11 protein-coding genes are annotated in these 12,543 nt (G+C 71.4%); 6 read left to right on the forward strand and 5 right to left on the reverse strand.

Annotated features, from left to right (window positions below):
- From RIN80_RS19565 to RIN80_RS19580, 4 genes are all read right to left on the reverse strand, one after another.
- Nucleotides 1-844: S-methyl-5'-thioadenosine phosphorylase (locus tag RIN80_RS19565; RefSeq protein ID WP_309096911.1), on the reverse strand; the 844-nt coding region annotated here is incomplete at its 3' end.
- 77 nt (nt 845-921) lie between these two features.
- Entirely contained in the window at nt 922-1,230 is a 309-nt protein-coding gene (locus RIN80_RS19570; RefSeq protein ID WP_309096912.1) for an FmdB family zinc ribbon protein, read from the reverse strand.
- A gap of 67 nt (nt 1,231-1,297) precedes the next feature.
- A complete protein-coding gene (locus RIN80_RS19575; RefSeq protein ID WP_309096913.1) occupies nt 1,298-2,590 on the reverse strand; it encodes an MFS transporter in 1,293 nt (430 codons plus the stop codon).
- A 288-nt stretch (nt 2,591-2,878) separates the two neighbouring features.
- Nucleotides 2,879-4,408, reverse strand: a complete 1,530-nt coding sequence (locus RIN80_RS19580) for a potassium/proton antiporter (RefSeq protein ID WP_309096914.1) — start codon at nt 4,406-4,408, stop codon at nt 2,879-2,881.
- Between the two features lie 238 nt (nt 4,409-4,646).
- Between RIN80_RS19580 and RIN80_RS19585 the strand changes: the two genes are divergently transcribed.
- Nucleotides 4,647-7,496 (forward strand): penicillin acylase family protein, encoded by a 2,850-nt coding sequence (locus RIN80_RS19585; protein WP_309096915.1) that lies wholly within the window; start codon nt 4,647-4,649, stop codon nt 7,494-7,496.
- A gap of 62 nt (nt 7,497-7,558) precedes the next feature.
- Here RIN80_RS19585 and RIN80_RS19590 read toward each other — a convergent pair whose 3' ends face one another.
- Nucleotides 7,559-8,182: a 5-formyltetrahydrofolate cyclo-ligase gene (locus tag RIN80_RS19590; RefSeq protein WP_309096916.1), complete on the reverse strand. Its 624-nt coding sequence runs from the start codon at nt 8,180-8,182 to the stop codon at nt 7,559-7,561.
- A gap of 93 nt (nt 8,183-8,275) precedes the next feature.
- On the opposite strand from RIN80_RS19590, the gene galU reads away from it, so the two are divergent.
- From galU to RIN80_RS19615, 5 genes are all read left to right on the forward strand, one after another.
- Nucleotides 8,276-9,178: a UTP--glucose-1-phosphate uridylyltransferase GalU gene (galU, locus tag RIN80_RS19595; protein ID WP_094053452.1), complete on the forward strand. Its 903-nt coding sequence runs from the start codon at nt 8,276-8,278 to the stop codon at nt 9,176-9,178.
- A gap of 4 nt (nt 9,179-9,182) precedes the next feature.
- Nucleotides 9,183-10,523 (forward strand): gephyrin-like molybdotransferase Glp, encoded by a 1,341-nt coding sequence (gene glp / locus RIN80_RS19600; protein WP_309096917.1) that lies wholly within the window; start codon nt 9,183-9,185, stop codon nt 10,521-10,523.
- Between the two features lie 82 nt (nt 10,524-10,605).
- Nucleotides 10,606-11,115: a cyclic pyranopterin monophosphate synthase MoaC gene (moaC, locus tag RIN80_RS19605; protein WP_309096918.1), complete on the forward strand. Its 510-nt coding sequence runs from the start codon at nt 10,606-10,608 to the stop codon at nt 11,113-11,115.
- Complete coding sequence (locus tag RIN80_RS19610) at nt 11,112-11,609, forward strand: MogA/MoaB family molybdenum cofactor biosynthesis protein (RefSeq protein WP_309096919.1); 498 nt, start codon at nt 11,112-11,114, stop codon at nt 11,607-11,609. The genes moaC and RIN80_RS19610 overlap by 4 nt, the downstream gene beginning before the upstream one ends.
- A 26-nt stretch (nt 11,610-11,635) precedes the next feature.
- Complete coding sequence (locus RIN80_RS19615; RefSeq protein ID WP_309096920.1) at nt 11,636-12,253, forward strand: GNAT family protein; 618 nt, start codon at nt 11,636-11,638, stop codon at nt 12,251-12,253.
- Nucleotides 12,254-12,543 lie beyond the last annotated feature (290 nt).

Consider the following 12,543-nt stretch of genomic DNA (forward strand, 5'->3'; position numbering starts at 1 on the left):
CACACAGACACTCCCGCTCGTCCGCCCCCGGCAACCCGGCCACCGCGTCGAACAGCACTCCCCGCAAGCGGTCCACGTTCGCCGCGAACACGCGCAGCACCTCGTCGTGCGAGACGCCCTCGCCGGTCTCCGCACCGGCGTCGAGGTCGGTGACCAGCGTCAGGGACGTGTAGCAGAGCTCCAGTTCGCGGGCGAGCGCCGCCTCGGGATGGCCGGTCATGCCCACCACCGACCAGCCCTGCGCCTGGTGCCACAACGATTCGGCACGGGTCGAGAAGCGCGGCCCCTCGACCACGACCAGCGTGCCGCCGTCCACCGGCTCCCAGTCCCGCCCGCGCGCCGCCTTCAGCGCGACGGCCCGCCCGGTGGGGCAGTAGGGGTCGGCCAGTGAGACGTGCACCACGTTCGGCACCGTGCCGTCGGGCAGCGGCAGGCCGTCGAAGTAGGAGTTCGCGCGGGACTTGGTGCGGTCGACCAGCTGGTCCGGCACCAGCAGCGTGCCCGGCCCGTACTGGGGGCGCAGACCGCCCACCGCACAGGGGGCGAGCACCTGGCGCACGCCGACCGACCGCAGCGCCCACAGGTTGGCCCGGTAGTTGATCCGGTGCGGCGGCAGGTGGTGGCCCCGTCCGTGCCGGGGCAGGAAGGCGACCCGCCGGCCGGCGACCTCACCGAGGAAGAGGGAGTCGCTGGGCGGTCCGTAGGGGGTGTCGACCCGGACCTCGGTCACGTCGTCGAGGAAGGAGTAGAACCCGGAGCCGCCGATGACGCCGATCCCGGCGCCCTCCGTACCCACCTTGCCCGCCGAGTCCACCGGGGTCGCCGCGTTCGCGTTGTTCGCCATGCCCGCACCCTAACCGCACGCGGAAACACCGAGGACCCCGTCGCCCGAGGGCGACAGGGTCCCGGAAGATTCAGGCCTCAGGCGGCGGTGCTGCTGCTCGTGGAGCTGCTGCCCGTGTTCGACGACGAGCTCGACGAGCTCGACGAGCCGGAGTCCGAGGACGACGAGGAGCTCGACGACTTCGACGCCGGGGCGCTGCTCGACGAGGAGCCGCGGCTGTCGTTGCGGTAGAAGCCGGAGCCCTTGAAGACAATGCCGACCGCCGAGAACACCTTCTTCAGGCGGCCCTGGCAGCTGGGGCACTCGGTGAGGGCGTCGTCGGTGAACTTCTGCACCGCCTCGAGGCCCTCGCCGCACTCGGTGCACTGGTACTGGTAGGTGGGCACTGTCTTCCTCCTGGCACTCTCACTCGATGAGTGCTAACGACGCTTAATAGTGACGTATTCCGGCCGCTCAGTCCACTGCCACCGGCACGCGGTGACCCACGCCACGTGCGACGGTCCGGCCCCGCCCCCTCGGTGACAGCCGGGAACGCAGCGCCAGCAGGGTCGCCAGGGCCAGCAGAGTGCCGCCCATCGGCACCAGGAAACCGGCGCCGTCCCGGAAGCGGTCCTCCAGTTGCCCGGCGACCGTGACGGCCGCCGCCTGGCCGAGGGCGACCGCGCCGGTCAGCCAGGTGAAGGCCTCCGTACGGGCCCCGGCCGGGACCAGGCCGTCGACCAGGGTGTAGCCCGTGATCAGCGCGGGCGCGATGCACACGCCGACCAGCAGGCCGAGGCCGGCGAGGACGGGGACCGAGTGGGCGGCCCACAGGCCCGAGGCGGTGAGCGCCAGCGCCGTGTAGCCGACGACCAGGCGCCGGTGCGGTGCCGCCTTCCAGGCGATGGCGCCGCAGACGATGCCGGAGAGCATGTTGCCCGCGGCGAAGACGCCGTACAGGACGCCGTTCAGGCCGGGTTCGCCGATCGACTCGGTGAACGCCGCCAGGGAGACCTGCATCCCGCCGAAGACCGTGCCGATGCCGAGGAAGGTCACGATCAGCACGCGCACCCCGGGGACGCGCAGTGCGGACGTGCGCTCCACGCGCGCGTGGCCGCCGCCGGAGACCGAGGGCTGGGTGCTCTTCTGGGCGGCGAACAGCAGACCGCCGACCAGGGTGAGCGCGGCCTCCGTGACCAGCCCCGCGGCCGGGTCGACGGCCGTGCACAGGGCGGTGGCCAGCAGCGGCCCGACGACGAAGGTCAGCTCGTCCGTGACGGACTCGAAGGCCGCGGCGGTGGTCGTCAGGGGCGAGTCCTTGAGCGTGACGCCCCAGCGGGCCCGCACCATCGGCCCGACCTGCGGCACCGAGGCGCCGGTCGGGACGGCCGCCGCGAACAGCGCCCACAGGGGCGCGTCCATGAGCGCCAGCGCCGTCAGCGTCAGCCCGGACACGGTGTGCAGCAGCACGCCCGGGACCAGCACCGCGCGCTGCCCGTAGCGGTCGGCGAGGCGGCCGCTGTAGGGCGCGAACAGGGCCATGGAGACACCGGTGACGGCCGCTGCGGCGCCGGCCGCCCCGTAGGAGCCGGTGGTGTGCTGCACCAGCAGCACGATGGAGATCGTCAGCATCGCGAACGGCTGGCGCGCCGCGAAACCGGGGAGCAGGAACGTCCAGGCGCCGCGGGTGCGCAGCAGCCGGCCGTATCCCGGGCGGGCGGAAGCCGGCGGGTTCTCCGACGTCTTCGAGGTGACCGTGGATGCCACGGCCCGTGCCTTTCTGCCGCCTGGTAGCGCGGCCCCGTCAGCGGGCGGCGCCGAGAGCTGTCCTCTTGCGCGGAACTGCGGTAGATGCCGGGGCCCGGTGAGGAGGGGTGTCCCGACCGCCATACGGTCGCGCCAGCTCTGCGTCAGGCAGAGTTGGTTCGATCTGGGTACGCCTTCATCCTACAGGGATCGGGGGTCCCGCCACCTGTGAAAACGAGCACCATGGCGCGCCCGCCCTGCAGATGCCAAATCGGGACAAGTGTTCGACAAATGTTCAGCGGAGACCCGTCAGGGACCCGGCTCGTCCGTCCCCAGCCACCCGGCCAGCTTGCCGCCGTGCCCGACCGCCCGCAGCCGGCTCTCGGTCGCGTCCCGGACGGGGTCGGTGGCGACCACCAGCAGCTCGTCGCCCCGCTGCAAAATCGTCGTCGGCAGCGGCACGAAGGACTCGCCCTCGCGCACCACGAGCGTCACGGCGGCGCCGTGCGGCAGCCGCAGCTCGGCCACCTCCACGCCGTGCATCTTCGACCCGTCGGGGATCGCGACGGACAGCAGGTGCCCGCGCAGCCGCTCCAGCGGCGCCGACTCGATGCCGAGGTCGGCCGCCTCCGAATCCTCGCCCAGGCGCAGCTTGCGGCCCAGCCAGGGCAGCGTCGGGCCCTGGACGAGGGTGTAGACGACGACCAGGACGAAGACGATGTTGAAGATCCGGTCACTGCCCTCGACGCCCTTCACCATCGGGATGGTCGCCAGGATGATGGGCACCGCCCCGCGCAGCCCGGCCCAGGACATCAGCGCCGACTCCCGCCAGGGCACCCGGAAGGGCAGCAGGCACGCGAACACGCCCAGCGGACGCGCCACCATGGTCAGGACCAGCCCGATGACCAGCGCGGGCACGATGTCGTCGCCCAGCTCGTGCGGGGTGACCAGCAGGCCGAGCATGACGAACATGCCGATCTGCGCCAGCCAGCCCAGACCGTCGGCGAACCCGCGCGTGGCCGGCCAGTGCGGCAGGCGCGCGTTGCCCATCACCATCGCCGCCAGGTACACCGCGAGGAAGCCGCTGCCGTGGGCCAGGGCGCCCGCCGCGTAGGCCACCACGGCGATCGCCATGACGGCGATCGGGTACAGGCCCGACGCGGGCAGCGCCACGTGCCGGAGCCCCCAGGAGCCCAGCCAGCCCACCGCGAGCCCGATGGCCGCGCCGATCGCCAGCTCCAGCAGGATCACGCCGAGCAGGACGTACCAGTGCTCGACCGGACCGGCCGTGGACAGGGACACCACGAGGATGACCACGGGTGCGTCGTTGAAGCCGGACTCCGCCTCCAGCGTGCCCTTCACGCGCGAGGGGAGGGGAATCTTGCGCAGCACGGAGAACACGGCCGCCGCGTCGGTCGAGGAGACGACCGCGCCGATGATCAGCGCCTGCCGCCACTCCAGCCCGACCAGGTGGTGCGCGGCCGAGGCCGTCACCCCGACGCTCACCGCGACACCGGCCAGCGCCAGCGCCGTGGCGGACGGCATGACCGGCTCGATCTCCTTCCACTTCGTGCCCAGGCCGCCCTCGGCCAGGATCACGACCAGCGCCGCGTACCCGATGACCTGGGTCAGCTCGGCGTTGTCGAAGTGGATGTCGCCGATGCCGTCCTGGCCCATGGCGACGCCGATGCCCAGGTACACGAGCAGGCTGGGGAGCCCGCTGCGCGAGGAGATCCGTACCGCTGCGACGGCGACGAGCAGGACGAGCGAGCAGACGAGCAGGAGCTGGTTGAGGTGGTGAACAGTCAGCGGCCGAATCCTTCCCTGGCCCGCACGCACCCGCGCGTGGGCTCACGTACATCGCACATGAAGAGGTGGCGCAGCGCGCCGACTACTTCGTTACCTTACCTAACTCTTGACGATTTCTTGACGCTAGGGAGGGCAAGATCGAACGCTCGTCCGCGCCGGTTCCCGACTCCGCGTCAAGGGGCGCAAGGCCCTGCGCCTATCGTTGCTCCAGCGCTCAGTTAAAAGCACAGCCGAACCTGCCGCTCGCGTTAGGACAGCAAGGACAGCGATGCCCACCGACACCACCGCCTCCACGGGTCAGCAGCCCGGCAAGTCCGGCAGGAGAAAGGGGCGCAAAGTCCGTCTCCTCGTGCTCGTCCTGGTGCTGGCCCTCCTCGGGGGCGTCGCCTTCGGCGCGTACTGGACCATCAGCACGGTCCGGGCCTCCTTCCCGCAGACCAAGGGCACCCTCACGCTCGAGGGCCTGACGGGACCCGTCGAGGTCAAACGGGACGACCACGGCATCCCGCAGATCTACGCCTCCTCCGACGCGGACCTGTTCATGGCCCAGGGATACGTCCAGGCCCAGGACCGCTTCTACGAGATGGACGTCCGCCGCCACATGGCCGCCGGGCGCCTGTCGGAGATGTTCGGCAAGAGCCAGATCGACAACGACGAGTTCCTGCGCACCCTGGGCTGGGACCGGGTCGCCAAGCAGGAGTACGACACCAAGCTGTCGGCCGCCACGAAGAAGTACCTCCAGGCCTACGCCAAGGGGGTCAACGCCTACCTCCAGGGCAAGGACGGCAAGGACATCTCCCTGGAGTACGCGGCGCTGGGCTTCACCAACGACTACAAGCCGCAGCAGTGGACCCCGGTCGACTCGGTCTCCTGGCTGAAGGCGATGGCCTGGGACCTGCGCGGCAACATGCAGGACGAGATCGACCGCGCCCTGCTGACCAGCCGTCTCGGCCCGAAGCAGATCGCCGACCTGTACCCGCAGTACCCGTACAGCCGGAACAAGGCGATCGTCCAGGAGGGCCAGTACAGCCAGCTGACCGGCGCCTTCGAGCAGGGCGGCACGGCCGGCGGCGCCGGTACGGGTGGCACGTCCGGCACCGCCGGTACCAGTGGCACGGCCGGCACCGCCGGCACGGGCGCGGGCACCGCGGGCACGTCCGGCACGGCCTCCGGCACCTCCGGCACCGCGGGCACGTCCGGCACCGCCTCCGGCACCTCCGGCCTCGACAGCCAGCTCACCGGCCTCACCCGGGTCCTGGACGACCTCCCGCCGGCCGTCGGCGTGAACGGCGACGGCATCGGCTCCAACTCCTGGGTCGTCAGCGGCAAGCACACCATCACCGGCAAGCCGCTGCTCGCCAACGACCCGCACCTGTCGCCCTCGCTGCCGTCGGTCTGGTACCAGATGGGCCTGCACTGCCGCAGCGTCTCCAGCACCTGCCAGTACGACGTCACGGGCTACACCTTCGCCGGCATGCCCGGCGTGATAATCGGTCACAACCAGGACATCGCCTGGGGCATGACGAACTCCGGCGTCGACGTCACCGACCTCTACCTGGAGAAGATCACCGGCGACGGCTACCTCTACGACGGCAAGGTCAAGCCGTTCGAGACCCGCGAGGAGACCATCAAGGTCGCCGGCGGCCCGTCCAAGAAGATCGTCGTCCGCGAGACCAACAACGGGCCTCTGCTCTCCGACCGCGACGAGGAGCTCGTGAAGGTCGGCAAGAAGGCCACCGTCGACACCGCCGCGCCCGACCGGGGTGACGGCTACGGCGTCGCGCTGCGCTGGACCGCGCTGCAGCCGGGCACCACCATGGACGCCGTCTTCGCCATGAACAGGGCGAAGAACTGGACCGACTTCCGCAAGGCCGCCGCCCTGTTCGACGTGCCCTCGCAGAACCTGGTCTACGCCGACACCGAGGACCACATCGGCTACACCCTGCCGGGGAGGATCCCGCTGCGCGCGGAGGGCTTCGACGGCTCCCTGCCGGCGCCCGGCTGGGACCCGGAGTACCGCTGGACCGGCTACATCCCGCAGGACGCGCTGCCCTACGAGTACGACCCGGAGCGCGGTTACATCGTCACCGCCAACCAGGCCGTGATCGACGAGGACGAGTACCCCTACACGCTCACCACGGACTGGGGCTACGGCACGCGCAGCCAGCGGATCACCGACCTGATCCAGTCGAAGATCAAGGACGGCGGCAAGATCTCGACCGACGACATGCGCCAGATGCAGCTGGACAACAGCAGTGAGATCGCCCGGCTGCTGGTGCCCACGCTGCTGAAGATCGACACCGGCGACAGGGACGTCCGCGAGGCGCAGAAGCTCCTGGAGGGCTGGGACTACACCCAGGACGCCGACTCGGCGGCCGCCGCCTACTTCAACGCCGTCTGGCGCAACATCCTCAAGCTGGCCTTCGGCAACAAGCTGCCCAAGGAGCTGCGGCCCAGGGGGCAGTGCCTGTGGGTCAAGCCGGTCAACACCACCGGCCCGGCCGACGAGGCCGAGGAGGTCCGCGAGTGCGGGCAGCGCGCCCCCGACAAGGCGCAGCCCGACGGCGGCGACCGCTGGTTCGAGGTGGTCCGCAAGCTGATGGACCAGCCGACGAGCGACTGGTGGAAGACGCCCGAGGTGGGCACCCGGGACGGCGCCGTCAACCGCGACCAGCTGTTCAGGCGGGCCATGGTCGACGCCCGCTGGGAGCTGACCGCCAAGCTCGGCAAGGACATCGACACCTGGAGCTGGGGCCGGCTGCACCGCCTGTTCCTGAAGAACCAGACCCTCGGCACCGCGGGCCCCGGTTTCGTCCAGTACGCCCTCAACCGCGGCCCCTGGGAACTCAGCGGCGGCGAGGCGACGGTGAACGCGACCGGCTGGAACGCCGCCGGCGGCTACGGGGTGGTGTGGGTGCCGTCCATGCGGATGGTGGTGAACCTCGGCGACCTCGACAAGTCCCGCTGGATCAACCTCACCGGCGCCTCCGGGCACGCCTACAGCGCCCACTACGTCGACCAGACCGACAAGTGGGCCGACGGCGAACTGCTGCCGTGGTCCTTCTCCGACCAGGCGGTCGAGAAGGGCACGGCCGACAAGCTGGTGCTCAAGCCGTGAGCCGCTGACGCCCCGGCAGCCGGAAGCGGCCATCCACGCGTGCGTGGAGGGCCGCTTCCGCGTCAGGGCCCCGGCCGGAACCGCCGGATCCCCGACGGCGTCACCACCGCGTGCACCGGCCGGTCGTGCGGCTCCGCCGGGACGTGCCCGACGACCTCCGTGTCGTACAGCAGCACCACCAGTGCGGGACGCGCCCCCGCACGCTCCAGCCGCGCCAGCACCCGGTCGTACGAGCCGCCGCCCCGGCCCAGGCGCATCCCGCGCGTGTCGACGGCGAGGCCCGGCAGCAGCACCGCGTCCGCCGTGGTCACCGCGTCCGGTCCGAGGCGCTCTCCCGCGGGTTCGAAGAGGGCCATCCGGCCGCCGTGCCGGACCCGCGCGAGCGAGTCCTCGCCCTCGTACCGCCCCCAGTCGAGGTCGTTGTCGGGCAGCAGCACCGGCAACAGCACGCGCACGCCCCGGGCGCGCAGAACCTCCAGGAGCGCGAGCGTCCCGGGTTCACTCCCCACGGAGACGTACGCCGCGACCGTGCCGGCCCGCGCCAACTCGGGCAGCCCCAGTGCCCGCCCGGCCAGCGCGGCCGACGTTTCCCGCAGGTCATCCGCCGTCAACCCGTTCCTCACCGCGAGGATCTCGCGCCGCAAACTCCGCTTGTCAGGCTCGCCCGGACGTGCGATAGGCCTCAATGGTTGCTCCCGAACTATGGCAATACGCTCATATGAGCGCCTATGAACCGGAGCCGCAGATTCCCTGCAAAGGCACCGGATAGGGTGGCGCACATGACTCAGTCGCACCCTCGGATCAGCAAGGCTGTCATTCCCGCAGCAGGCCTCGGCACCCGGTTCCTGCCGGCCACCAAAGCCACTCCCAAGGAGATGCTGCCGGTCGTGGACAAGCCCGCGATCCAGTACGTGGTCGAGGAGGCCGTCGCGGCGGGCCTCGACGACGTCCTCATGGTGACGGGCCGCAACAAGCGCCCCCTCGAGGACCACTTCGACCGCAACTACGAGCTGGAGTCGGCGCTCCAGAAGAAGGGCGACGCCGACCGTCTCGCCAAGGTGCAGGAGTCCAGCGACCTCGCGACCATGCACTACGTCCGCCAGGGCGACCCCAAGGGCCTCGGTCACGCCGTGCTGTGCGCCGCCCCGCACGTCGGCCACGAGCCCTTCGCGGTCCTCCTCGGAGACGACCTCATCGACCCCCGCGACCCCCTGCTGCAGCGCATGGTCGAGGTCCAGGAGCAGCGCGGCGGCAGCGTCATCGCGCTCATGGAGGTCGCCCCGGAGCAGATCCACCTCTACGGCTGCGCGGCCGTGGAGACCACCGAGGACAGCGACGTCGTCAAGGTCGGCGGCCTGGTCGAGAAGCCCGACCCGGCCGACGCCCCGTCCAACTACGCGGTCATCGGCCGCTACGTCCTCGACCCGCACATCTTCGACATACTGCGCCGGACCGAGCCGGGCCGCGGCGGCGAGATCCAGCTCACGGACGCCCTGCAGCAGCTCGCCGAGGACGAGAAGATCGGCGGCCCCGTGCACGGCGTGGTCTTCAAGGGCCGCCGCTATGACACCGGCGACCGCGGTGACTACCTGCGTGCCATTGTCCGACTCGCGTGCGAACGTGAAGACCTGGGCCCGGACTTCCGGACCTGGCTTCGCAGTTACGTAGCCGAGGAGATGTAGCACGTTGAGCAGCGCCGCGCCCCGCGTCACGGACCGGGACCACTCGGGCCCCGACCACCTCTGGTCGGTGGACGAGCACCTGGAGGACATCCTCGCCACCGTCCGGCCCCTGGAGCCGATCGAGCTGCACCTGCTCGACGCCCAGGGCTGCGTCCTCGTCGAGGACGTCACGGTGCCGGTGTCCCTGCCGCCCTTCGACAACAGCTCGATGGACGGCTACGCGGTGCGGGTCGCGGACGTGGCGGGCGCGAGCGAGGAGTTCCCGGCGGCCCTGGAGGTCGTCGGGGACGTCGCGGCCGGCCAGTCCGAGCCGCTCCACGTGGGGCCCGGCCAGGCCGCCCGCATCATGACCGGCGCCCCGCTGCCGCCCGGCGCCGAGTCGGTCGTGCCCGTGGAGTGGACCGACGGCGGCCTCGGCGAGGGCCCGGTGCGCGGGATGCGCGCCCGCAGTCTCGGCCCCGAGGGCGCCACCGGCCAGGTGCGGGTCTACCGCCCGGCCGGGGCCCGCGCGCACGTGCGCGCGAAGGGCAGCGACGTGAAGGCCGGCGACCGCGCCCTGGAGGCGGGCACGATCCTCGGCCCGCCGCAGATCGCCCTGCTCGCCGCGATCGGCCGCGGCAGCGTACGCGTGCGCCCGCGCCCGCGCGTGGTGGTGCTCTCCACCGGCAGCGAACTCGTCCAGCCCGACCAGGAACTGCGCACGGGTCAGATCTACGACTCCAACAGCTTCGCCCTCACCGCCGCCGCCCGCGACGCCGGAGCCCTCGCCTACCGCGTGGGCGCCGTCGCCGACGACGCCGAGACCCTGCGCTCCACCATCGAGGACCAACTGGTCCGCGCCGACCTGATGGTCACCACGGGCGGGGTGAGCGTCGGCGCCTACGACGTCGTCAAGGAGGCCCTGTCCCACGTCGCGGACGAGGACGAGCCGGGCAGCGGCGTGGAGTTCCGCAAGCTGGCCATGCAGCCGGGCAAGCCCCAGGGCTTCGGCTCCATCGGCCCCGACCACACACCGCTGCTGGCCCTGCCCGGCAACCCCGTGTCGTCGTACGTCTCCTTCGAACTGTTCGTCCGCCCCGCGATCCGCGCCCTGATGGGCCTGCCGGACGTCCACCGTCCGACGACCCGGGCGACCCTGGCCGCGGACAAGGCGCTGACCTCGCCGAAGGGCCGCCGCCAGTTCCTGCGCGGCACCTACCGGGACGGCCGCGTCACCCCGGTCGGCGGCGCCGGATCCCACCTGGTCGCGGCCCTCGCCCACGCCGACGCGCTGATCGTCGTCCCCGAGGACACCGAGTCCGTCGAGCCCGGCGCCGAGGTCGAGGTGGTCCTGCTCGGCCGATAGCCGCTGGTTGGGGGTACCGTGTCGCGCACAGCAGGCCCGTGCGCCGCACCGCGACGGGCCCGGACCGGGAGCGCCACACAGCATGAGCACGCAGGACCCACGCACGCCGGACGGCTCCACGCAGGACCGGCTGACGCACCTCGACGAGGCGGGCGCCGCCCGCATGGTGGACGTGTCGGACAAGGACGTGACCGCGCGCACCGCCCGCGCCAGCGGACGCGTCCTCGTCTCGCCCCGCGTGATCGAGCTGCTGCGCGGCGAGGGCGTCCCCAAGGGCGACGCCCTCGCGACCGCGCGGATCGCCGGGATCATGGGGGCCAAGCGCACCCCCGATCTGATCCCCCTCTGCCACCCGTTGTCGGTGTCCGGTGTGAAACTGGACCTGTCGGTCGCGGACGACGCCGTGGAGATCCTGGCCACCGTGAAGACCACGGACCGCACGGGTGTCGAGATGGAGGCCCTCACCGCGGTCTCCGTCGCCGCGCTCACCGTGATCGACATGGTCAAGGCGGTCGACAAGGGAGCGGTCATCACGGACGTGAGGGTCGAGGAGAAGACGGGCGGAAAGTCGGGCGACTGGAGCCGGGCATGACGTACCGCGCTCTCGTCGTGACGGCGTCGAACCGGGCCGCCGCCGGAGTCTACGAGGACAAGGGCGGCCCGCTGATCGCCGACGGCCTGAGGGGCTTCGGCTTCGAGGTCGAGGGCCCACAGGTCGTCCCCGACGGCGACCCGGTGGAGGCGGCCCTGCGCGCCGGGGTCGAGGCCGGCCACGACGTCATCGTCACCACCGGCGGCACGGGCATCTCGCCCACCGACCGCACCCCCGAGGCCACGCGCCGGGTGATCGACCACGAGGTGCCCGGCATCGCCGAGGCCATCCGGGCGTTCGGCCGGCAGAAGGTGCCGACCGCGGCGCTCTCCCGGGGATTGGCCGGTGTGGCGGGCCGGACGCTGATCGTCAACCTGCCCGGCTCCAGCGGCGGGGTGAAGGACGGCCTCGCCGTGCTGGAGCCGCTGCTGGTCCACGCCGTCGAGCAGCTGCGCGGCGGCGACCACCCCAGACCCGACGGGGGTGCGAGCTGAACAGCCCATCCTGGCCCGTCGAGCTGGTGGACGGCGACATCGTCCTCAGGCCGATAAAGCTGCGTGACCAGCGGGCGTGGCGCGAGGTCAACCGGCGCAACCGCGACTGGCTGCGCCCCTGGGAGGCGACGATTCCGCCGCCCACGCCGGGCGGGCCGATCGCGCACCGCCCCACCTTCCGCCAGATGGTCCGCCACCTGAGGTCGGAGGCGAACGCGGGCCGGATGCTGCCCTTCGTCATCGAGTACCAGGGGCGGCTGGTCGGGCAGCTGACGGTCGCCGGGATCACCTGGGGCTCGATGTGCTCGGGGCACGTCGGGTACTGGGTGGACGAGGCGGTGGCCGGACGCGGGGTGATGCCGACGGCGGTGGCGCTCGCCGTCGACCACTGTTTCCGCACGGTCGGACTGCACCGCGTCGAGGTCTGCATTCGCCCCGAGAACGGCCCGAGCCGCCGGGTCGTCGAAAAGCTCGGATTCCGGGAGGAGGGGCTGCGGCCCCGTTATCTCCACATCGACGGGGCCTGGCGCGACCACCTCGTCTTCGCGCTCACGGCGGAAGAGGTGCCGGACGGTTTGCTCAGGCGCTGGCAGCGGGCACGATCGCAGAGTAATCCGGGAATGCGGCCCCACTCCGGAAATTGAATACTTGTTCGAAATTGATCGACTGCTGACCGTCTCGGGGCGAGGAATTCCCGGCCTCGGTGGTGTGCTGATCGCATCAGTCGCAAAAAAAGCTCGAAATATCAGCCAGATCGTGCGACACACCGGCTCAATTGGCAGATGGCCTCACGCAAACCCCTCTACGGTGTGAGGCGTGAGCAGCAGCGGCCTCATCTACGCAGTCATTGTCGGGGCCTGGGCCGCCTACTTGGTGCCGATGTGGCTCCGTAGGCAGGACGAGCTGAACGAGGCCCGTCCGACGGAACGCTTCA

Source organism: Streptomyces sp., from assembly GCF_031181705.1.
Lineage (GTDB): Bacteria > Actinomycetota > Actinomycetes > Streptomycetales > Streptomycetaceae > Streptomyces.

Coding starts and splice junctions, on each gene's coding strand:
- RIN80_RS19585 (WP_309096915.1), top strand. CDS start 4,647: ATGCCCACCGACACCACCGCCTCCACGGGTCAGCAGCCCGGCAAGTCC.
- galU (WP_094053452.1), top strand. CDS start 8,276: ATGACTCAGTCGCACCCTCGGATCAGCAAGGCTGTCATTCCCGCAGCA.
- moaC (WP_309096918.1), top strand. CDS start 10,606: ATGAGCACGCAGGACCCACGCACGCCGGACGGCTCCACGCAGGACCGG.
- RIN80_RS19610 (WP_309096919.1), top strand. CDS start 11,112: ATGACGTACCGCGCTCTCGTCGTGACGGCGTCGAACCGGGCCGCCGCC.